The organism is Methylophaga sp. UBA2689, from assembly GCA_002354555.1.
Lineage (GTDB): Bacteria > Pseudomonadota > Gammaproteobacteria > Nitrosococcales > Methylophagaceae > Methylophaga.
The window spans coordinates 32,726-52,611 of sequence record DELT01000065.1 but is presented as its reverse complement, the minus strand read 5'-3'; the positions used below and the strand labels follow the sequence as shown (position 1 = coordinate 52,611).

Annotated in this window: 19 protein-coding genes; 4 read left to right on the top strand and 15 right to left on the bottom strand. The window is 45.8% G+C overall.

Annotation, left to right across the window (positions count from 1 at the left end):
- The 5 genes from aceE to B3M51_RS07830 form a co-directional block, all read right to left on the bottom strand.
- The coding region (aceE, locus tag B3M51_RS07850) for a pyruvate dehydrogenase (acetyl-transferring), homodimeric type (protein WP_292758092.1) at window positions 1-2,039 on the bottom strand (2,039 nt) is incomplete at its 3' end.
- Window positions 2,040-2,218: 179 nt separating this feature from the next.
- Complete coding sequence (locus B3M51_RS07845; protein ID WP_292758090.1) at window positions 2,219-2,821, bottom strand: sulfite oxidase heme-binding subunit YedZ; 603 nt, start codon at window positions 2,819-2,821, stop codon at window positions 2,219-2,221.
- Complete coding sequence (msrP, locus tag B3M51_RS07840) at window positions 2,821-3,777, bottom strand: protein-methionine-sulfoxide reductase catalytic subunit MsrP (protein WP_292482067.1); 957 nt, start codon at window positions 3,775-3,777, stop codon at window positions 2,821-2,823. The genes B3M51_RS07845 and msrP overlap by 1 nt, the downstream gene beginning before the upstream one ends.
- The gene (locus B3M51_RS07835; RefSeq protein ID WP_292482069.1) at window positions 3,764-4,399 is read right to left on the bottom strand and encodes a DoxX family protein; all 636 of its coding nucleotides are present in this window, start codon (window positions 4,397-4,399) and stop codon (window positions 3,764-3,766) included. Before B3M51_RS07835 ends, msrP begins: the two co-directional genes overlap by 14 nt.
- Window positions 4,400-4,468: 69 nt before the next feature.
- Complete coding sequence (locus B3M51_RS07830) at window positions 4,469-4,762, bottom strand: low-complexity protein (protein ID WP_292758088.1); 294 nt, start codon at window positions 4,760-4,762, stop codon at window positions 4,469-4,471.
- 331 nt (window positions 4,763-5,093) lie between these two features.
- Between B3M51_RS07830 and B3M51_RS07825 the strand changes: the two genes are divergently transcribed.
- Window positions 5,094-5,714 (top strand): RNA polymerase sigma factor, encoded by a 621-nt coding sequence (locus B3M51_RS07825; protein ID WP_292758086.1) that lies wholly within the window; start codon window positions 5,094-5,096, stop codon window positions 5,712-5,714.
- Between the two features lies 1 nt (window position 5,715).
- The gene (locus B3M51_RS07820) at window positions 5,716-5,958 is read left to right on the top strand and encodes a zf-HC2 domain-containing protein (protein WP_292482076.1); all 243 of its coding nucleotides are present in this window, start codon (window positions 5,716-5,718) and stop codon (window positions 5,956-5,958) included.
- 29 nt (window positions 5,959-5,987) lie between these two features.
- Here B3M51_RS07820 and B3M51_RS07815 read toward each other — a convergent pair whose 3' ends face one another.
- The 8 genes from B3M51_RS07815 to B3M51_RS07780 all read right to left on the bottom strand — a co-directional run bounded on the left by B3M51_RS07815 (window position 5,988) and on the right by B3M51_RS07780 (window position 16,169).
- Window positions 5,988-6,233, bottom strand: a complete 246-nt coding sequence (locus B3M51_RS07815; RefSeq protein ID WP_292758084.1) for a DUF1244 domain-containing protein — start codon at window positions 6,231-6,233, stop codon at window positions 5,988-5,990.
- The gene (locus tag B3M51_RS07810) at window positions 6,211-8,244 is read right to left on the bottom strand and encodes an ABC transporter ATP-binding protein (protein WP_292758082.1); all 2,034 of its coding nucleotides are present in this window, start codon (window positions 8,242-8,244) and stop codon (window positions 6,211-6,213) included. Before B3M51_RS07810 ends, B3M51_RS07815 begins: the two co-directional genes overlap by 23 nt.
- Window positions 8,241-9,650: an ABC transporter permease gene (locus B3M51_RS07805; RefSeq protein ID WP_292758080.1), complete on the bottom strand. Its 1,410-nt coding sequence runs from the start codon at window positions 9,648-9,650 to the stop codon at window positions 8,241-8,243. Before B3M51_RS07805 ends, B3M51_RS07810 begins: the two co-directional genes overlap by 4 nt.
- Before the next feature lie 8 nt (window positions 9,651-9,658).
- Window positions 9,659-10,621 (bottom strand): 4-hydroxy-3-methylbut-2-enyl diphosphate reductase, encoded by a 963-nt coding sequence (gene ispH, locus B3M51_RS07800; protein ID WP_292758078.1) that lies wholly within the window; start codon window positions 10,619-10,621, stop codon window positions 9,659-9,661.
- Window positions 10,622-11,710, bottom strand: a complete 1,089-nt coding sequence (gene pheA / locus B3M51_RS07795) for a prephenate dehydratase (RefSeq protein WP_292758076.1) — start codon at window positions 11,708-11,710, stop codon at window positions 10,622-10,624.
- A 2-nt stretch (window positions 11,711-11,712) separates the two neighbouring features.
- Window positions 11,713-12,792 (bottom strand): 3-phosphoserine/phosphohydroxythreonine transaminase, encoded by a 1,080-nt coding sequence (gene serC / locus B3M51_RS07790; protein ID WP_292758074.1) that lies wholly within the window; start codon window positions 12,790-12,792, stop codon window positions 11,713-11,715.
- A 5-nt stretch (window positions 12,793-12,797) separates the two neighbouring features.
- On the bottom strand, window positions 12,798-15,377 hold the full coding sequence (gyrA, locus tag B3M51_RS07785; RefSeq protein WP_292758072.1) for a DNA gyrase subunit A: 2,580 nt from the start codon (window positions 15,375-15,377) through the stop codon (window positions 12,798-12,800).
- 150 nt (window positions 15,378-15,527) lie between these two features.
- Window positions 15,528-16,169, bottom strand: coding sequence for an ABC-type transport auxiliary lipoprotein family protein (locus B3M51_RS07780; protein WP_292758071.1), 642 nt, complete (start codon window positions 16,167-16,169; stop codon window positions 15,528-15,530).
- 111 nt (window positions 16,170-16,280) lie between these two features.
- Here B3M51_RS07780 and B3M51_RS07775 point away from each other — a divergent pair, with 111 nt between their 5' ends.
- Together B3M51_RS07775 and B3M51_RS07770 are read left to right on the top strand one after the other, a co-directional pair.
- Window positions 16,281-16,796 (top strand): adenine phosphoribosyltransferase, encoded by a 516-nt coding sequence (locus B3M51_RS07775; RefSeq protein WP_292482115.1) that lies wholly within the window; start codon window positions 16,281-16,283, stop codon window positions 16,794-16,796.
- A complete protein-coding gene (locus B3M51_RS07770; protein WP_292482117.1) occupies window positions 16,796-17,638 on the top strand; it encodes an OmpA family protein in 843 nt (280 codons plus the stop codon). Before B3M51_RS07775 ends, B3M51_RS07770 begins: the two co-directional genes overlap by 1 nt.
- Here B3M51_RS07770 and thiE read toward each other — a convergent pair.
- Both thiE and B3M51_RS07760 read right to left on the bottom strand, forming a co-directional pair.
- Window positions 17,627-19,096, bottom strand: coding sequence for a thiamine phosphate synthase (gene thiE / locus B3M51_RS07765; RefSeq protein WP_292758068.1), 1,470 nt, complete (start codon window positions 19,094-19,096; stop codon window positions 17,627-17,629). The genes B3M51_RS07770 and thiE overlap by 12 nt on opposite strands.
- Window positions 19,089-19,886 carry a thiazole synthase gene (locus tag B3M51_RS07760; protein ID WP_292482121.1) on the bottom strand — a complete coding sequence of 266 codons (798 nt, stop codon included), beginning with the start codon at window positions 19,884-19,886 and terminating at the stop codon, window positions 19,089-19,091. The genes thiE and B3M51_RS07760 overlap by 8 nt, the downstream gene beginning before the upstream one ends.

The window sequence follows — 19,886 nt, the reverse complement described above, 5'->3', positions numbered from 1 at the left end:
TCCTGATTTTCGTACATCCGGCGCATACCTTCATGAACGATAACCGCCATTTCATAGGCATAAGTCGGGTCGTAGCTCAGGCAGTTAGGAATGGTATTAGCCAGAATCAGACTGTGACCATCCTGATGCTGCAAGCCTTCACCATTTAATGTAGTACGCCCTGCTGTACCACCGATCAGGAAACCTTTGGCCTGAATATCTCCAGCCAACCAGCACAAATCGCCAACCCGCTGGAAACCAAACATTGAGTAGTAAATATAAAACGGCACCATATTCACGTTGTAGTTGGAATAAGCTGTTGCCGCAGAAACCCACTCGGACATCGAACCGGCTTCGTTAATACCTTCTTCCAGGATCTGACCTTTGGTGTCTTCGCGATACCACATGACCTTGCCTGAGTCTTCCGGTTCATACATCTGACCGGAAGATGAATAAATACCAATCGAACGGAACAAGCCTTCCATACCAAAGGTACGTGCTTCATCGGGCACGATCGGTACGATGTTTTTACCTATTTTCTTATCACGAATTAATGCGGTTAATATCCGGACAAAGGCCATGGTGGTAGATAACTCACGATCGCCACTGTCTTTCAGTACTGCATCAAAAATGCTTAATGGTGGAATTTCCAATGCCGGAGCGCTGTGATTCCGTTTAGGGATAAAGCCACCTAATTCTTTACGACGTTCCAGCAGGTACTTTTTCTCAGCGCTGTCATCATCCAGTTTGATATACGGAATTTCTTCGATTTCATCGTCTGGAATTGGAATATTGAAACGATCACGGAAGCGTTTCATGTGCTCCAGTTCCATTTTCTTCTGCTGATGCGTGGTGTTCTGACCTTCACCCGCCTGACCCAGACCATAACCTTTTACAGTTTTAGCCAGGATAACAGTTGGTTGACCGACATGATCTACTGCTTGTTTATAAGCTGCGTAAATCTTGCGTGGATCATGACCACCACGACTCAGGTGCCAGATATCTTCATCAGTCATATCTGAAACCATATCCAGCAATTCCGGATATTTACCAAAGAAGTGCTTGCGAACATAGGCACCATCTTTGGCTTTGTAATTCTGGTATTCGCCGTCAACAACCTCTTCCATGCGTTTCAGCAACCAGCCATCGGTATCCCGCGCCAGCAATTGATCCCAACCGCTACCCCAGATGACTTTTAATACATTCCAGCCAGCGCCACGGAATAACGCTTCCAGTTCCTGAATAATCTTGCCGTTACCACGAACCGGGCCATCAAGACGTTGCAGGTTGCAGTTCACTACAAAGATAAGATTATCGAGTTTTTCACGCCCGGCCAGGGTGATTGCACCCAAAGATTCCGGTTCATCCATCTCACCATCACCCAGGTAAGCCCACACATGGCGGCCTGCTGTTTTGGCAATTTCACGATGATGCATGTACTTCATGAAACGTGCTTGGTAGATCGACAGAATTGGACCAAGGCCCATGGAAACGGTCGGGAACTGCCAGTAATCAGGCATTAACCATGGATGTGGGTAAGATGAAAGGCCTTTGCCATCAACTTCAAAACGGAAATTATCCAGTTGCTCTTCGGTCAGGCGACCTTCAAGGAAAGAACGGGCGTAGATACCCGGTGCAGAGTGACCTTGAACAAACACCATATCGGCGCCGTCTTCATGATCATTACCTCTGTAGAAGTGATTAAAGCCGACATCATATAGTGTTGCAGCAGATGAGAAACTCGCGATATGTCCGCCGACTGCGCCGGGTTTCATATTGGCTTTAACCACCATCGCCATCGCGTTCCAACGGATATAAGAGCGTAGTTTATGCTCCATTGCCTGGTCACCGGGGATACGTTCCTGCTGATCCACCGGAATGGTATTAACATAGGCAGTATTGGCACTGTACGGCAGGTTTACCCCACTACGGCGGGCCTTATCAATAAGTTTTTCAATAATGAAATGGGCTTTTTCGTCACCGGCCGCTTCCAGCACAGATTCCAGAGCGTCCAACCATTCTTGCGTTTCTTGTGGATCGTGATCGACAAAATCAGTCATATATACCTTCTTAAATCTCAACGCGATAAATTACAGCCGCACATTGTAACAGTTTTTGTTTAATTCACACTCAGGGACGCCGACAAAAGCGTGCTACAGCGCCATTCTGACAAGAAAATCAAAACCTTGTGGAAAAAATTTAAAACAAAAAACTGCCGTAAAAGCCGGTTAATTAAGCTTTATGAAGCGGCTGATTGACTACGCCGGCGCTGGCTGAAGACCCTGAAGCCAAGCAACAGGATAGCAATGAATAAATAAATTAATGGTTCAGTTTTATCTTGCTTGACCAGCATATAAAAATGCAAACAAGAAAGCACGACAATAAGATAAATTAAATAATGTAATTTTTTCCAGCGCCGGCCACCAAGCCTTTTCATCATCTTGTCGGTAGAAGTAATCGTCAATGGAATCAGTAGGACAAAGCTGATAAAGCCAATGGTGATAAAAGGACGTTTTACAATGTCCAGCCATATCTCCTGTATATCAAAAAACTGGTCCAGTCCGAGGTACAGCAGCATATGCACGCTGGCATAAAAGAAAGCAAAAAGACCCAGCATTCGGCGAAACCGAATAAAGTGGTTGATGCCCGTCAGTTTACGTAACGGTGAGATCAGCAACGTCACCATAATAAAGCGCAATGCCCATACGCCGGTGTCACGGGTCACCGCCTCTATGGGATTAGCACCCAACTTATCGGTCAGCAACGCATAAATCAGCCAGCTAAGTGGTAATAACGAAATGATAAAAACCAGCCTCTTCAGACTGGTGATATGTTTTTGCATCAGAAATATCGTTTAAGATCCATGCCGCTATACAGCTCTGCGACTTCGTCTCCATAGCCATTGAACATCAGCGTTTCTCGCTTAAGGAATTCACCAATGCGTCTTTCCCGTCGCTGGCTCCAGCGTGGATGATTCACATCTGGGTTTACATTAGAATAAAAACCATACTCACCGGCATTGGCCTGTACCCAGGCAGTTAAAGGCATTTCCTCTACAAAGCGGATCCGTACGATTGATTTGATGCTTTTAAACCCATATTTCCATGGGACCACCAGACGTATCGGCGCCCCATTCTGCCCCGGCATTTCGCGGCCATATAAACCAACAGCCAGCAATGTTAAAGGATGCATGGCTTCGTCCATACGAAGTCCTTCCCGGTAGGGCCAATTGAGCACGCGACGACGTTGCCCTGGCATTTGTTCAGGATCATACAACGTTGTAAATTCAACAAATTTAGCTTTGGAGTTGGGTTGAGCCTGCTTTAACACCTCGGCTAAAGGAAAGCCTACCCAGGGAATAACCATTGACCAGCCTTCAACACAACGAAGCCGATAAATCCGCTCTTCCAGGGTCTGCGTTTTTATCAGCTCGTTGTAATCATATTGCCCCGGTTTATCGCACTCGCCATCAACAGTAATCATCCATGGCTTGCTACGATCAGGAAAATCGGCGGCTAACGCAGAAGGAGATTCCTTGTCAGTGCCAAATTCATAAAAATTGTTATAGGTGGTAATAGACTCATAGGTCGTAAGTTTTTCTTCAGTAGAAAAGTCACTGGGTTGAAGGTCAGCATAAGCTTCCCCTGAGGGGGCTTTAGCAGCAAAACTCAAAGGCATTGCGCTTGCTGCAGCCAAACCCGCTGCACCATTAATAAATTGTCGACGATTTAAATAGACCTGATAGTCCGTGACTTCTGACTCAGGAATATCCCACGAATGTTTTTTACGAATCCACATGATTCACCTCATTTGGCAGATAACGTTTGGCTAACCAGTAATCAACACTGACATATCGACCAGCCCCGATAAAGAACAATGCCAGCAACATCACAAAGTAGGTTGCGGCAAACTCTATACCGTTATTGAGTACAACAAAGCTGCCATGTTCCGTCAGCCAGCTATAATTTCCATGTTCCTGAAGGATTGATTTGGCCCGATCCAAACGATCTATAGCTTCAACAGCGTTCTCAGCAGCAAAAGCGCTCATCGGATCATGAATTGCTTGCCAGCCGTTTTTCCAGTGAACGCTGAACGCAGCAACCAGCATCGTAATCATCAATGGAATACTGACCCAGCGTACAGCCAGTCCCAGCAATAATAAAATAGCACCAAAATATTCAGCACCCCAGGCCATATAAGCCATCAGCTCGGGAAACGGTAAGCCCAATCCCCAGTCTGGATTGGCAAACCAGTCTATGGTGTTTTGTAATGAACTCTCAGTATTGAATGGGTTCCATTTGTTATTGGCAGCTACCCAGAAAACCGGTATCAGGTAAGCTCTCAGTAATAAAGGCGCCAAAAAATCCACATTACGCGTGGTATGCAATAACCGCTGTAAACTTGTTAATAACTGGATCATAGTGGTTGTCCCTAGAGGAAAAACAGGGGCCTGTAGCCCCTGTTTTTAATTTGAATCACAAATGACGGATTATTTATTACCGCATTTCGCTTCACCACATTTGCCTTCAGCATCTTTTTTGCTGTCTTCACCACACTTGGCTTCACCGCATTTGCCTTCAGCATCTTTTTTAGTGTCTTCACCACACTTGGCTTCGCCACATTTGCCTTCTTCGTGATGTTTAGCCAGTTGCATGTAACCATTACTTAATTCAGTTGATTGGAATGGGTTGCTATCTGCAGCAGCAATGGGCGAAAAAGCCAGACCTGCAGTCATTGCTGCACTGGCAGCCAACGCGATAGAAGTTTTTTTATTCATAGCCATGTTTTAATTCCTTATGTATTGAGTCACATTATTAACCCGACGTTCATAACCGGGCTTGTTGACATAGACTGACCAGCAAATCATTTGTTACAAACTTTTATGCGACTTTCTGAAAAACACCTGATTTTTCAGTAAAAAAGCATTAGTTGATTATTGCATTTCTCTATCAAACTTCAGTAAGTAGATCGCCATAAATAAAATGCTCTTCGAGTTATTGACCACAAACTTTTTACTTGCAGGCTTAAGAAGCATCCTTTATTAATGTCATTTGTATTGCCTATACATTAGAGACATTAGGCTAGGTTGTAGGCGTCAGGATGCATTAACAAAAATGAGCGACAAGCGTGATCCGCACCACTTCGAAAATGATGCTGCATTAATTGCGGCAATGCTTGAAGGTGACTCAACCGCTTTTGAAAAGGCTGTAGCGCTTTATCATCCAAGGATGGTGACGATTGCCAAAGCCATTATTGGGGAAGCTTTCGCAGAAGAGATTGCTCAGGATGCCTGGATATCCGCCATTCGTTCGTTGAGTGAATTTGCCGGTCGCAGCAGCCTGAATACCTGGCTGATTCAAATTACAGCCAATGCCGCCAAAACCAGACTTCGCAGAGAAAAACGTCAGGTCTCACTGGATGAAAACTGGCAAAAAAAAGAAACAGATGATCGTTTTGATCATACTGGTCATTGGCAAGAACCGGTTGCTCAATGGGAACTGGAAACCCCAGAAGCCATTCTAGCCAATAGTGAACTCAGCGACATCATCAGCCAGACCTTCGAGCAACTTCCTCCACAACAGCAAGCTGTATTGAGCCTTTATGATCTGGAAGGTGAATCAATGACAGAAATTTGTAATATTCTCGACATCTCTGCGTCCAATGCAAGAGTGTTGCTGCATCGTGCACGATCAGCAATCCAACAGAAAATCGCTCAATATCAGGATAATGATTAACATGCTTAAATGCCGCGAAATTGAACAACTTGCCAGTGACTATCTGGATCAAGATCTGTCATTTCGGCAACGTATGGCGTTTAAAATGCATTTATTTATGTGTCATAACTGCCGTAACTATTTGCGTCAGCTTAAAACCACCATTTCCAGCATTCGGTTAATGCCGGTTAATCAATCAATAGTAGTTGATGACAAAGTGAAAGATTTGGCGAAACAATTGCGGGAGCAAACCAGCAAAACCTAATAAATCTTCTGGTTATATACTGCTAAAGCTTATTTCTGATATTTCTGTTTCCACTCGTCATAAGACATGCCGTAGATGTGCTCACGCGCCGCATCGTAATCCATTTCTACGCCCTGATCTTCTGCCGCAGCCAGATACCACTTGGACAGGCAGTTTCTGCAGAACCCGGCCAGGTTCATCAAATCAATATTCTGCACATCTTTTCGTTCCTGCAAGTGCGCAACTAATCTGCGAAAAGCGGCGGCTTCCAGTTCAGTTTGTGTCTGTTTGTCCATCTTCATTCTCTTCATATAAAAAACAATTAACCTGATGCCCATTATCCAGCAAGCTAGTTGGTGGATACTGCTCATGGCAAATAGGCATGACATGTGGACAGCGCTGGTGAAAATGACATCCCGCGGGAGGGTTGGCAGGTGAAGGCAATTCGCCTTTAACCGCAACCTGCATGGTCTGCTTGCCAATCTCTGGAACCGACGCCAATAAGGCCTGCGTATAAGGATGTTTCGGCGAATCCAGTACCTGCTGACGACTGCCCTGCTCTACTATTCTACCCAGATACATGACGGCAACGCGATGTGCGAGATAGTCTACTACCCCGATATTATGGGTAATAAACAGAAATGACAGGCCAAACTCATGCTGAATATCGCGCAGTAAATTCAGGATCTGTGCCTGAACAGATACATCCAGCGCACTGGTTGGCTCATCACAGATAATCAGTTCAGGCTCGGTAGCCAATGCCCGGGCAATACATATCCGTTGGCGTTGCCCCCCGGAAAACTCATGTGGATAACGATGACGAATATCTGGCCTTAATCCAACCCGTTCCAGCAAGGAATCTATGTGACTGGATTTCGCCTTTGGATCTTTGCGAATCCCAGTGGCACTAATCGCCTCTTCAATAATCTGCTCAACGGTCATCCGGGGATTCATTGACGAAAACGGATCCTGAAAAATGATCTGTAACTCACCACGATAGGGTTTTAACTCACGTTGTGAGAGTCTGTTTAATACTTTTCCCTGAAAACGTACTTCACCTGCGGTCACCCTGACTAATTGCAGAATACCTTTTCCTACCGTGGTTTTGCCACAACCGGACTCCCCTACTAACGCCAGTGTCTCAGCATTATGTATGCTGAGATTAACCCCATCCACAGCTTTAACCTGACCGACCTGACGTTGCAGAATGCCTTTGCGAATTGGGAAATGCACTTTCAGTCCTCTGACATCAAGTGCATGCACCTGTGAAGGAACCACATCAGACAGATGGGAGGCATGTAATGGTTTAATTTTTTCAACTTGTGATGAAACCACAGCGGAATCATATAAGTGACATCGAACCCCAGCTTGATTGGTCTCAATCCAACGCGGTTCATGTTGCTGACAATGATCCCAGGCATGATCACATCGATCAGCAAATCGACAACCAATGAAATGCTGATTCAATGGCGGAACATTGCCTTTAATCACCGTCAGCCGTTGTTCACGTTTCTGTTCGCTGGGTAATGCTTCAAATAATTTCTGTGAATAAGGATGCTGAGGACTGTCAAAAAACGTCTGTCTGTCAGCCTGCTCAACGATTTGTCCGGCATACATAACAGCAATCTGATCGGCCATCTGTGCTGCCACACCCAGATCATGAGTGATCAGCAAAATCGCCATACCGGTATCACGCTGGATTTGTTTAAGTAAATCCAGGATCTGCGCCTGAATTGTCACATCCAATGCCGTCGTTGGTTCATCAGCGATCAGTAATTCGGGTTCACCAGCCAGCGCCATCGCAATCATCACGCGTTGTTTCATCCCACCGGATAATTGATGCGGATAATCTTTCAAACGGCGTAATGGGTCTGGTATTCCTACTGAATCCAGTAATTTCAGGCTTCTCTGCTGCACCTCTTGTGAAGAGAGTTTGAAATGCCAACGCAGCGTTTCACCTATTTGTTGACCAATTGTTAATACCGGATTCAAAGAGCTTTGCGGCTCCTGAAAAATCATCGCAACACGTCTGCCTCGAACGGATTCCATGTTCGCTTCAGAAAGTTTAAGCAGATCCTCTCCATCTAACTTGACTTCACCCGCCACAATTCGGCTGGCTGGATATGGATTTAGCCGCATCAAAGATAATGCACTGATAGATTTACCACAGCCTGACTCACCTAATAATGCAAAGGTTTCGCCCTGATGAATACGAAAATCAATCCCATCAACCGCTTTATACGGCTGATCTTTGCTATCAAACCAGGTTTTAAGACCAGTAACTTCTAATAAGACTGGTGAGTTCATCGTGCTTTCTGCATTCGTGGGTCAAAGGCATCGCGTACCACATCAGCAAACAGATTGGCTGCCAGTACCAGTATAAACATCGATATAAAGGCGGCAGTTAACGACCACCAGACCACAGGTTCTCTGGCCATTTCCAGTCTGGCACTGTTAATCATATTGCCCCAGCTAATCATGGAAGGATCAACACCTACACCGACATATGACAGTACCGCTTCAGCCAGTACCAGGCCACTGAAATCCAGCACCACGGTAATCAGCACAATATGCATAAGGTTTGGCAGAATATGCCGATGCAGAATATTGAAACCACTGACACCCAACGACCGGGCAGCCAATACATATTCAGCTTCACGCAATTTCAAAGTCTCACCACGCAGGATTCGACATAAACCGGTCCAGCTGGTGACGCCAAGAATCAGACAGAGAAACAATAGCCTCAGATCGGCCCGTTCGGCCACGGTAGCAAAATTTTCAGGATGATTATTGATATAAACCTGCAACATCAAAACGGCTGCAGCAATCAATAACACACCAGGAATGGAATTCAGTGTGGTGTAAATATACTGGATAACATCATCAATCCAGCCTTTAAAATAGCCAGCGCTGATACCGAGAAAAATCGCCAGCGGCAGCATTATCAAGGTCGTCAAAGTACCAATGGCCAGGCCGGTTCTGATACTTTTCAATGCCTGATAAAGCACGCTCTGACCGACTTTATCCGTTCCAAATACATGATAATTGTGGCTTAAAACAATTAACGTAATACTCAGCCAGCTAAGCAAAAAAATCATCAGATAAAAGGTACGTATCGGATAATCGGAATCGCCGCGTATTATTCGTTTCAGCTCTGCAAAAATATTCTGCTGGTAACGTGTTTTCCGATAAAAAATGTAACAGGCCATAATCAGCAGCGTTAACACAACTGCAGCGGTTGTACTGCCTGCCACACTTGAAGTGATGTCTGTCCACTTCTCCGTTTCAGACTGCAGATGCTGTGCAGAATATTTCAGTTTTGGGTAGCTGTACTCCAGCTGTCCTCCCTGAATAATCTGCATTTCTTTGACAAAAAGGTGTGTAGCAAAGGGTGCGGAATAGGTTTTTTCAACCTGAGTTCGAATAGGAGTAACCATCCAGTCGAGCACACTGAGCACTTCAGATGAATAATGTTGCTGTTCGGCTGTTTCAGAATCAAGCGCGACTCGAAAGTGTAATGAGTCCAGGAAGCCAATCATAACGTAACTGAGCAGGATAATTATCGAGATAACACCACGCTTACGTTGCATTACCGTTACCCAGGGGGAACGTAAATGTGGTTTGCTACGAAGATAGAATATGCCGGCAGTAATAACAGCGAGCAGAAGAAAAATCAGAATGTCGGTCCACAGGAATACCGGCAGAAAGGGCATGGCTGTCCTTAAGTTGATTTTCTGAGGCTGGAAATATCTACTTTAAGTGCTTTGGGTAAAGAAAAAGCAATATTTTCGATTTGACCTTTATCTTCGGTAATCGCGTCAACACCCAACATTTTTAATTTATCCACCACTGCCTGAACCAAAGATTCCGGTGCTGAAGCCCCGGCAGTTAAACCGATTTGTTTTTTACCTTTTAACCAACTTATATCAATTTCATTGGCATCATCAATCAGATAAGATTCTGTGCCAAGTTTGGTAGCCAACTCTTTGAGTCGATTGGAGTTTGAACTATTTACAGACCCCACTACCAGCACCAGATCACAATTTTCGGCCAGACGTTTTACGGCATCCTGACGATTCTGTGTCGCATAACAGATATCATCTTTACCAGGGCCAATGATGTTCGGAAAGCGTTCTCGTAAAGCATCAATTACCAGTTTTGTATCATCCACCGACAGAGTGGTCTGGGTAACAAATGACAGGTTATTGGGATCATTAACTGTTAATTTAGCAACATCTTCCGGTGATTCAACCAGATACATCGCTGTTGGATCAGCAGTATATTGACCCATTGTACCCTCGACTTCCGGATGACCGGCATGTCCAATCAGAATACATTCACGGGCCACTTTTTCATGTTTGGCGACTTCAAGATGGACTTTGGTCACTAGTGGACATGTCGCATCAAAAACTTTCAGCCCACGTTGTTTACCCTCTTCCTGCACAGCTTTGGAAACACCATGGGCACTGAAGATCAATGTACTGTTATCTGGTACATCGGCTAATTCTTCAATGAAAATTGCACCTTTGTTGCGTAAGTCTTCGACCACGGTGCGATTATGCACAACTTCATGGCGAACATAGATCGGTGCTCCGAATAACTCCAGAGCACGCTCTACAATCTCAATGGCCCGATCGACTCCGGCACAGAAACCTCGTGGATTGGCTAATACCAGTTTGGTCATTTACAACACTGCCTTTGGATAAGAACCTAAAACGCGGAAAACAGAAGATTCCGACTCCAGTTCCTGTAATGCACTGGCAACCGTCGGATCCTCACAATGGCCGTCAATATCAATAAAAAAGACGTATTCCCAGATACCCTTACGTGAAGGTCGGGATTCAATTCGACTCATACTAATGCCTTTGTCAGCTAAAGGTTTCAGTAAGTTTTGTAATGCACCTGGTTTATTTTTTGTGGAGACCAACAAAGCGGTTTTATCCACACCAGACGGACCGACATGCTGACGGCCTATTACCAGAAAGCGCGTCGTGTTACCCGCTTCATCTTCAATATTGCTGGCCAGGACTTTCAATCCATAAATTTCTGCTGCCGTGCTGGCCGCAATAGCTGCACTATCGTGATTCATTTCAGCAACACGTTTTGCTGCTTCGGAGTTGCTGTCCAGAGGAATCAGTTCAGCCTGAGCCAGTTGATCACCTAACCACTGACGACATTGTGCCAGCGCCTGCGGGTGAGCATAAACCTTTTTAATATCAGATAGCTGCGCTGCATTGCTCAAAAGATAGTGATGTATCGGAAGCGTAACTTCACCATTGATTTTTAAGGGTGAACTGACAAATCTGTCCAAAGTATGATTGACCATACCTTCAGTAGAATTTTCAACCGGCACTACCCCGTAACAGGCATATTCTGTTTCAACGGCACTAAACACGTTCGCAATGGTACTCACCGGATGTAGCTCGGCAGAACCGCCAAAATGTTTTAAAGCAGCTGCTTGAGTAAACGAACCTTCAGGTCCAAGGTAAGCAATTCCTAACGGTTTTTCTGCGGCCAGGCAAGCAGACATGATTTCACGGAATAATCTGGCCATCTCTTTGTCAGATAGCGGCCCTACATTACGTTCCATTACCTGACGTAAAATCATTGCTTCACGTTCAGGGCGATAAAAATCTGCCTGTTCGCCGGATTGCTGTTTTATTTCTGCAACCTGATGCGCTAATGCTGTGCGTTCGTTTAATAAGTCCTGAAGTTGCTTATCGACTTTATCAATCTGTTCACGAACGGTTTGAAGAGCTTTTTTCTCGGACATGTTTAACCAAACCTGCGCTCAAATTCAGACATAAACTCGATTAGTTTATCAACCCCGGATTCAGGCATGGCATTGTAGATGCTGGCACGCATTCCGCCTAAATCACGATGCCCCTTGAGTGTTAACAAACCTTCTTTGGCTGCATCCGCGACAAACTGTTTATCCAGATCGCTGTTTGCCAGTGTAAACGGAATATTCATCCATGAGCGATAGCGTATATCAACCGGATTGGCATAAAAATCACTGCCATCAATCGCGGCATAAAGTTTAGCTGCTTTACGCTGATTGATTTCGGCCATGCCCTCTAAACCACCGTTCTTTTTCAGCCACTGAAACACTAAACCGGCGAGGTACCAGCTGTAAGTAGCCGGGGTGTTATACATTGAGCCATTGTCCGCATGAATTTTGTAGTCAAACATCACAGGTGTTCCCGGCAAGGTTTTACCAATCAAATCTTTACGCACAATAACAATACACAGTCCTGCGGGGCCAATATTTTTTTGAGCACCGGCGTAAATCAGCCCAAAACGACTTACATCAACCGGACGCGACAGAATGGTTGACGACATATCCGCAATTAATGGGGTATCCCCTACTTCAGGAATGTCAGCAAATTCGATTCCGTGAATAGTCTCATTAGGCGTGTAATGCACATAGGCCGCATTATCAGATAACTGCCATTCAGCCTTATCCGGTATGGTCCGGTAATGCGAAGGCTTGGCATCAGCCACCACATTTACTTTTGTGTAACGACCGGCTTCGGTAATGGCTTTTTCCGACCACGCGCCAGTATTAAAGTAATCCGCATGTGTTTTGCCGTTCAGCAGATTCATCGGGATCATTGAAAACTGGCTGGAAGCACCGCCCTGTAAAAACAGCACGGCATAATCATCAGAAATGCCCATCAATTCACGTAAGTCGGCTTCGGCCTGTTCAGCAATCGAGGTATATTCCGGGCCTCGGTGACTCATTTCCATCACCGACATACCGGTGCCATGCCAGTCCAGCATTTCCTGCTGAGCAGTCAGCATTACATCGTCCGGCAACATCGCTGGGCCGGCACTAAAGTTATAGGCTATCAAAGTGCTTATTCTTCCGTTAAATCATCAGTGTGTGGCAGATCTTCAATATCTTGATCTTCGTCTTCAATAACGCGTTCCAGACCCACCAGTTTTTCTTCATTACTGAGATTAATCAGACGTACGCCCTGCGTATTACGTCCTACCAGAGAAACATGTTTAACAGGTGTACGAACCAACGTACCGCCATTGGTAATCAACATGATCTGATCTTCGTCACAGACTTGTACGGCACCTACAACCTGACCATTACGAGCAGAAGTCTGGATTGAAATAATACCCTGACCACCACGACCCTGGACACGATATTCTTCCAGGTTGGTGCGTTTACCGTAACCGAACTCAGTTGCTGTCAGAATGGCACCTTCCAGCTGCGCAATAATCAACGAAATAATCTGCTCCCCATCAGCCAGACGCATACCACGAACACCACGAGAAACACGGCCCATTGAACGAACATCGGTTTCAGGGAAACGGATAACTTTACCGTTGCTGCTAAACAGCATGACATCAGACTCACCATCCGTTAATGCCACACCAACCAGTTTGTCATCGTCTTTCAGATCGACCGCAATAATACCGTTGGCACGTGGACGAGAATAATCGACTAATGGCGTTTTCTTAACCGTGCCGCTGGCCGTTGCCATAAAGATAAATTTATCGGCTTCAAACTCACGGATAGGCAAGACGGCATTGATGCGTTCGTTTTCTTCCAATGGCAGCAAGTTCACAATTGGTTTACCACGAGCGGTACGGCCACCTTGTGGTAATTCATAAACTTTTTTCCAGTAAACCTTACCGGTACTGGAGAAACACAATAACGTGTCATGTGTATTGGCAATAAATAGATGTTCAATGAAATCTTCATCTTTCATTGAAGTGGCTGCTTTACCTTTACCGCCACGGCGTTGTGCCTGATAGGTATCCAATTGCTGTGTTTTGGCGTAACCGGCATGCGATAAGGTGACCACCATTTCTTCTTCGGTAATCAGATCTTCCAATGTCAGATCCAGATGTGTATCCAGAATTTCGGTACGACGGTTATCGCCGTATTCATCATTAATCGCAACCAACTCACCACGGATAACAGCCATCAGATTGTCAGGGTCGCTCAGGATAGCCAACAAGTCGCGGATTGCATCGAGAACTTCGCGGTATTCCTGCAGGATTTTGTCCTGTTCCAGACCAGTCAGTCTATGCAGACGCATATCCAGGATAGCTTGGGCCTGAACAGGTGATAAGTAATACTGACCTTCCACCAAACCAAATTCAGCGGCTAAATCTTCCGGACGTGAAGCCTGGGCACCAGCAGCGCCAAGCATTTCCAGAATCATTTCGCTGCGCCAACCTTGAGATAGCAAGGCTTCTCTGGCTTCAGACGGGCTTGGTGAAGCTTTAATCAGCTCTATAACTTCATCGATATTGGCCAGAGCTGTGGCAAGACCTTCCAAAATATGGGCACGATCACGGGCTTTACGCAGTTCATAAATCGAACGACGAGTCACCACTTCACGACGATGACGAATAAAGGCTTCTAGTATCGGTTTCAGGCCCAAGGTGCGTGGCTGACCATCAACGATCGCCACCATATTGATACCAAACACCGTTTGTAACTGGGTTTGCTGATAAAGATTGTTCAGAATAACTTCCGGCACATCACCACGTTTGATGACCACTACCATCCGCATGCCATCTTTGTCAGATTCATCACGCAGTGCAGAAATACCTTCGATTTTTTTCTCTTTAACCAGTTCGGCGATTTTTTCCAGCAAACGTGCTTTGTTCACCTGATATGGCAGCTCGTGAACAATAATACTTTGCTGACCAGTGGCTTCATTGGTTTCGATTTCGGCGCGAGCACGCATGTAAACACGGCCACGGCCGGTTTCATAGGCTTCAGCAATACCATTGGCACCATTGATAATACCGGCTGTTGGAAAGTCCGGGCCTGGAACAAATTCCATCAGATCACGGGTAGTAACACTCGGATCATCAATAATCGCAATACAGGCATTCAGAATTTCAGTCAGATTATGTGGCGGAATATTGGTCGCCATACCAACGGCAATACCGGAAGAACCATTGACCAATAACGCTGGGAATTTAGTGGGTAAAACAGCTGGCTCGGATTCGGATTCATCATAGTTAGGGATGAAATCAACCGTTTCCTTGTCGAGATCGGCCAGCATTTCGTGGGCGATTTTCGCCATACGCACTTCGGTATAACGCATCGCTGCAGGTGGATCACCATCGACTGAACCAAAGTTACCCTGACCATCTACCAGCATATAACGCATCGAGAACGGCTGAGCCATACGAACCATCGTGTCGTAAACAGCAGTATCACCATGCGGATGATATTTACCGATAACGTCACCGACGATACGAGCAGATTTTTTGTATGGGCTGTTCCAGCTGTTTCCTAATTCACGCATGGCATATAAAACACGACGGTGAACAGGTTTCAGGCCGTCCCGGACATCCGGTAAGGCGCGTCCTACGATAACGCTCATTGCGTAATCGAGGTAGGACTGTTTCATTTCATCTTCGATACTGATCGAGTCCAGTTCCAGAGCAATCTCAGACATTTAATATTCTTCCAAAATGAACAAAAGCAAGCCTAGCTTGTTGAAGTTTCTGACAAAAATTTCTGCTGTCAAAACCCGAACAGATGCTAACCATCACAAAGGAGTAATCCTACCACTCTGAGCGATTTCCTGCACGTTTATAAGATACTGCTAGGGTGCACCAGCTTTATCAAAATAATCGCTCAAATCCTGCTCCAACGTCGCGAGAATTTCTTCAAGCGCATTTTGCCAGCCAGTTACAACGGTTTGCGGGGTAGTTTGATCAATAGATGCATCTACACGAAAACCGGTTTGAAACAGCATCTTGCTGCGGTCAGCATCGCCCGGACTTATAAAAAACTGCATTTCTAAAACAGCCTGCGGCGGATACTCCGCGCGCTCATCACCATAAAGTTTGGTGACAGCCGCTTCCAGTACCAAATCGGCTGGTTGAGAATCATCGGTGATCACCTCACTGAATAAACCACTCTTGGATAACCAGCGTTGTAATTGGGAAGTAAACATCACTTGCGGATCAGTGAGTAACAAATGCCCCGCCTGTGGTTGATATTCATTGTCGCCAATACGAAACACAATATTCTCGGTGCGATAATGGGGTGCTATACGAATGGGTTTAATACGCAAAACCCTGTTCTGGGCAAACTGCGCAGCAACATTACCTCGATCGACATCAACGATATAAAAACGCGGTTGCATATCTTCAGCTTCTTTATCTCCACCACCAAAGCCAAAACAACCGGTCAATAAACTGAACAGAACAAAAACCAGCACTCTCTGCCATCTGTGAATCACGAAATGTTGTACTCCTGAAAAAATTTCTGGGAAATTGCATTACAGTTGTTGTAATTAGTGTCGTTATAATACTGGTGGTGACTATCCCTTCTCAAATAATTTAGGCGTCAGATGGACGAGATAAAAACCAAGATCCGCGATATCGCAGATTTTCCTGAACCCGGCATTTTATTCAAAGACATCACACCGTTAATGCAATCCCCTGTCTTGCTGCGTCAGGCCGTTGAATTGCTGATTGCACCCTATCGACATTCCAATATAACTGCCGTTGCCGGAATGGAAGCACGGGGCTTTATTTTTGGCTCACTCGCTGCCTCAATGCTGGAGGTCGGTTTCATTCCACTGCGCAAACCCGGCAAACTTCCTCACACTACCCATAAGGTCGAATACCAATTGGAATATGGTGAAACCAGCCTGGAAATTCATGCCGATGCGCTGGCTGAAAATGACAATATTTTAATTGTTGATGATGTGCTGGCCACCGGTGGCACCGCCAAGGCCAGTTGTGAATTAATCCAATTACTGGGTGGTAATGTAGTTGGCTGTGCATTCCTGATGGAAATCACTGGACTGAATGGCCGTTCTTTACTGACTGACGTTAACATACACAGCGTAATCCAATACTGATGAAGTTTTTACTGTTTTTATTATTTGCCTCTCCCGTTGTCGCTGACACGGTCTATCAATCGGCTGTGCACGAGGCAACATGGCAAACTGAAGCATCCCCGCTTTCCTGCACGATAAGTCATGATATCACTGACTTTGGTAAAACCGTTTTTCACCGCGAAAATGGTGAGCCGCTTCAACTTTCAATATCCACTGCAGATCACCGTGCTTCCCAGAACACTGCTGAGCTGATGATCATTAACACGCCGTGGCAATTCGACCAGGTCAGCCAAAAGTTAATGACTCTGCCAGTAACTTATGGACAACGCGAGTTTATCGTAGAAGGCAATGCAGCGAGAAAAGCCCTGGCGGCCTTGCAGCAAGGTCAGTTTGTTCAACTAAAGTATGCCTCACAAAGCAGTATTCAACCGGTCAGTGTAATTCTGACTAATGTGCAATTCCTGCCAGCCATGCGTGAGTTTCAGGAATGCTCAGACAAAATGCATCCCGATAGCTTTAACGATTTACAGCAATTCAGTGTCTATTTTGAATCGGAAAAAGCCATCCTCGACAATAGCGCCTCCCAACGGATGAAACGTTTGGCTGAGTACCTTAAAGTGGATGAAAGTATCTCGCGAATCATTATTGAATCGCACACCGACAGCTTTGGTCGCCGTGAACTGAATACCGAGCTGTCTGATAAACGGGCGCAAGTGGTGAAAAGCTTTCTGATAGAACAGGCTGAAATCGACGAAGGCATTATCGAAACGCATTCTTATCGTGATAACAAACCTATTGCAAGCAACAAAACACCTGAGGGTCGCGCCCAAAACCGCCGTACGGAATTACGTTTAATTCGCTGAATCACGCCATAAAGTCAATAAATCATGGGTGACTTGTTGATAATCAGCTGCTTTGGTAATCGCCGAAATCATTGCCACTGAACCCACACCGGTTTTATGTAACGCTGTGGCACGCGGCAAATCAATACCGCCAATGGCTACCAGCGGCGTATGTCCATCTAATAAGCGTATCCATTCAGCTAACCGATCAAAACCCTGTGGCTGCCACGGCATCTGTTTGCTGTCTGTTTCGAAAATGGGACCTAAAGCAATATAACTGGGGTTTACCGCCAACGCTCTGGCCAGTTCCCAATATGAATGGGTTGAAATCCCCAGCCGCAATCCGGCCTGTTCAATTTCCAGCAAATCAGCATCATGCAAATCTTCCTGCCCAAGATGCACACCGTAAGCGCCATTATCGATCGCCATACGCCAGTGATCATTCACAAAAAACTGAATATCACCATGCTGCTCGGCGATATCTACCGCGCTGGCAATCTCTGCATTAAGAAAAGCGCTATCTGATTGTTTTAAACGTAATTGGAGGGTCTTGATACCAATGGTTAATAAACGATTAACCCAATCCGCACTATCGACCACAGGATAAACCCCCAGTCGCTCCGGGCATTCCGGAAAACTGAAACTCTTACCAATGAGATCCGGGGTGTAACTCAGCCTGGGGATATCGCGAAGTTCAAAGGGCTGTCGTTGGTGAGAGAACAGCTGATAAGGGCCCAGAGACTGTGATTCACGAATCCCGCGATTGATATAACTACGCGATAAAATCACCGCATCACGGATATCTTCGCCCTGCGCCAGATAACACGCCAGACTGGATGCCAGCACACAGCCGGTACCGCGAACATTTTTATTCAGTCGTCGCTGATAACAATAAAATTGACTAAACGCATTGGCAAAATAATCTGAAACGAAACTTTGATCACCATGACCACCTTTGACCAGACAAGCGGATAACCCTTCTTCAATTAGATGACGCACCTGTTTTTCAATCGACCAATCAGGGTTATCGGTTATGTACTGCATCTCTGGCAGATTTGGGGTGAGCAATGTGATCTTTGGTAAAACTGACTTACGAACAAACTCCAGTACGTCAGGTGATGCTTGTTGACCACCACTTGTTGCAGCCATCACCGGATCCATCACCACCGGCACATCATGGTTTGTCAGAATACGTTCAATGGCCTGGGCAATTTCAAGGTTTGGAATCAACCCAATTTTGATTGCTGCAATGTCAAAATCAGCCACGCTGCTTTCGTATTGCTTGAGAAATTTCTCAGCAGATAACGGATTCAGCGCCCGCATACCATTTTGGGTCTGTTCGGTCACACAGGTCACCAATGGCACCGGATGAAAACCATGATGGCTGACAGTTTGAATATCCGCCGTCAGTCCGGCACAGCCCTGAGGATCCAGTCCACCAATTAATAAGATTGCAGTTTGAGTTTTTTGCTCAGCCATGTTGCTGCCAGATAGGTTGATCTAATGTCGGTGTACTGGGCTTGGCGGAATCACGTTTTGGCATAATGCCCGCTTCAAATGCCAGGCGTCCGGCATTAATGGATTGTTTAAACGCTTCGGCCATCAGCGCCGGTTCAAGCGCTTCGGCCACGGCGGTATTTAACAGAATTCCGTCATAACCGAGTTCCATGGCCTGCACAGCATCAGAAGGTTTGCCAATGCCCGCATCGACCAGTAAGGTAATTTCCGGCAGGCGTTCTCTCAATATTCTCAATGCATAAGGGTTGAGTAATCCCTGGCCAGTACCAATTGGTGCACCCCAGGGCATTAAAACCTCGCAACCGGCGTCTGCCAGTTTCTGGCACAGCACCAAATCATCGGTGCAATATGGAAACACTTTAAAACCATCAGCAATCAGGGTTTTGGTGGCTTCCAGCAAGGCAAACGGATCCGGTTGCAGATTAAAACTGTCGCCTAATACTTCCAGTTTGATCCAGTCGGTTTCAAATAACTCGCGAGCCATATGGGCTGTTTTAATCGCCTCGGCAGCACTGTAACAACCCGCTGTATTGGGTAATAAATGGCAGCCCAGCGCTTCAATCATATTCCAGAATTGTTGACCGCTATTGGCTTGCCCGGCGCTTTGCCGACGCAGAGATACAGTAATCACCTGAGCACCTGACGCTTTGATGGCATCACACATAACCTGCGGTGAAGGATAAAGCGCCGTACCAATAAATAAACGACTGCTGAGAGTTTGCCCGTAAACGGTCCAGTCAGATGCCTGCAT

Bases quoted from the DNA above. Each gene is read 5' to 3' on its own strand.
- B3M51_RS07815 (WP_292758084.1), bottom strand. From the start codon at position 6,233: ATGGACAAACAGACACAAACTGAACTGGAAGCCGCCGCTTTTCGCAGA.
- thiE (WP_292758068.1), bottom strand. From the start codon at position 19,096: ATGGCTGAGCAAAAAACTCAAACTGCAATCTTATTAATTGGTGGACTG.
- B3M51_RS07775 (WP_292482115.1), top strand. From the start codon at position 16,281: ATGGACGAGATAAAAACCAAGATCCGCGATATCGCAGATTTTCCTGAA.
- B3M51_RS07810 (WP_292758082.1), bottom strand. From the start codon at position 8,244: ATGAACTCACCAGTCTTATTAGAAGTTACTGGTCTTAAAACCTGGTTT.
- msrP (WP_292482067.1), bottom strand. From the start codon at position 3,777: ATGTGGATTCGTAAAAAACATTCGTGGGATATTCCTGAGTCAGAAGTC.
- B3M51_RS07820 (WP_292482076.1), top strand. From the start codon at position 5,716: ATGCTTAAATGCCGCGAAATTGAACAACTTGCCAGTGACTATCTGGAT.
- B3M51_RS07770 (WP_292482117.1), top strand. From the start codon at position 16,796: ATGAAGTTTTTACTGTTTTTATTATTTGCCTCTCCCGTTGTCGCTGAC.
- B3M51_RS07830 (WP_292758088.1), bottom strand. From the start codon at position 4,762: ATGGCTATGAATAAAAAAACTTCTATCGCGTTGGCTGCCAGTGCAGCA.
- pheA (WP_292758076.1), bottom strand. From the start codon at position 11,710: ATGTCCGAGAAAAAAGCTCTTCAAACCGTTCGTGAACAGATTGATAAA.
- B3M51_RS07835 (WP_292482069.1), bottom strand. From the start codon at position 4,399: ATGATCCAGTTATTAACAAGTTTACAGCGGTTATTGCATACCACGCGT.
- B3M51_RS07760 (WP_292482121.1), bottom strand. From the start codon at position 19,886: ATGCAGGCATCTGACTGGACCGTTTACGGGCAAACTCTCAGCAGTCGT.
- B3M51_RS07825 (WP_292758086.1), top strand. From the start codon at position 5,094: ATGAGCGACAAGCGTGATCCGCACCACTTCGAAAATGATGCTGCATTA.
- B3M51_RS07805 (WP_292758080.1), bottom strand. From the start codon at position 9,650: ATGCCCTTTCTGCCGGTATTCCTGTGGACCGACATTCTGATTTTTCTT.
- gyrA (WP_292758072.1), bottom strand. From the start codon at position 15,377: ATGTCTGAGATTGCTCTGGAACTGGACTCGATCAGTATCGAAGATGAA.
- ispH (WP_292758078.1), bottom strand. From the start codon at position 10,621: ATGACCAAACTGGTATTAGCCAATCCACGAGGTTTCTGTGCCGGAGTC.
- B3M51_RS07845 (WP_292758090.1), bottom strand. From the start codon at position 2,821: ATGCAAAAACATATCACCAGTCTGAAGAGGCTGGTTTTTATCATTTCG.